Annotated in this window: 1 protein-coding gene and 1 pseudogene; one reads left to right on the top strand and one right to left on the bottom strand. The window is 65.8% G+C overall.

The features are described 5' to 3' along the window. A pseudogene (locus EN742_RS36220) lies at positions 1-195 on the top strand (hypothetical protein); the annotation flags it as partial. A gap of 62 nt (positions 196-257) precedes the next feature. Here EN742_RS36220 and EN742_RS36215 read toward each other — a convergent pair. Next, positions 258-611, bottom strand: coding sequence for a DUF1304 domain-containing protein (locus EN742_RS36215; RefSeq protein ID WP_127406764.1), 354 nt, complete (start codon positions 609-611; stop codon positions 258-260). Positions 612-907: the final 296 nt, after the last annotated feature.

Raw genomic sequence — 907 nt, 5'->3', positions numbered from 1 at the left:
TTGCGCATGCGCGCCGCCCAGATCAGCCAGGCCGCCGCGAAAACGGCCGCCGCGGATCATGGCAGGATACCGGCAGCGCAGTATCATGATTTGCTGCGCCGTCTCGACGATGTTGACCAGGCGCTTCGCATCGACACCGGGGCCGGCTTCCTGATGGGCGACGGCGCGGACGGCGGGCACTATCCCAACGGCTGATCGCTCGACCCGAGGAAGGGACACCTGGCGCCCGAGGGAACTCCGTCCCAAGGGCGTCCTTTTTACCAGCCCAGCCAGAGCGCGATGATGCCAAGCGCGGCCGGCACGGTCTGGATGAACAGGATCTTCCTGCCGACGGTCGCCGCGCCGTAGAGGCCCGCGATGGCGACGCAGATCAGGAAGAACATCCTGACCTGGAAGCCGGCCGCGCCGAGGTAGAGCCCCCAGACCAGGCCGGCGGCGAGGAACCCGTTGTAGAGCCCCTGATTAGCGGCCAGCACCTTGGATGCCTTGGCAAAATCCGGCGTCAGCCTGAATGCCTTGTGGCCCTGCGGCGTATCCCACAGCACCATCTCCAGATAGACGATGAAGCAGTGGATCAGCGCCACCAGAGCGACCAGTATGTTGCCGATCATTTTCCCCCTCCGCTTTCGCTGCCAGCATTGATCACGCGCGGGCTCGTCCGCGCAAGATGGTTTGAGCACCCTGCGCGGCAGGGTTGCCAAGGCTGGCGCGTTGGTATCTTTTCGCGCCGTCCAATTCGATAGCTGACCAGACCGGAGCCGCCATGTCCTTTCAGAAACTCGACGACCTCGGCCACAAGCTCGAAGCGCTGGAGCATGCGCTCGCCATCCTCGGCGCCGACGAGGCGACGCATATGGCGGTCGGCGGCCGCGAGAAGCGCGCCGGGGCGATGTCGGCGCTCGCCGGG

The sequence above is a fragment of the Mesorhizobium sp. M4A.F.Ca.ET.020.02.1.1 genome (genome assembly GCF_004022645.1).
Classification (GTDB): domain Bacteria; phylum Pseudomonadota; class Alphaproteobacteria; order Rhizobiales; family Rhizobiaceae; genus Mesorhizobium.
Note: the sequence above shows the minus strand (reverse complement) of the source record. Positions and strands in the feature narration are given on the sequence as shown.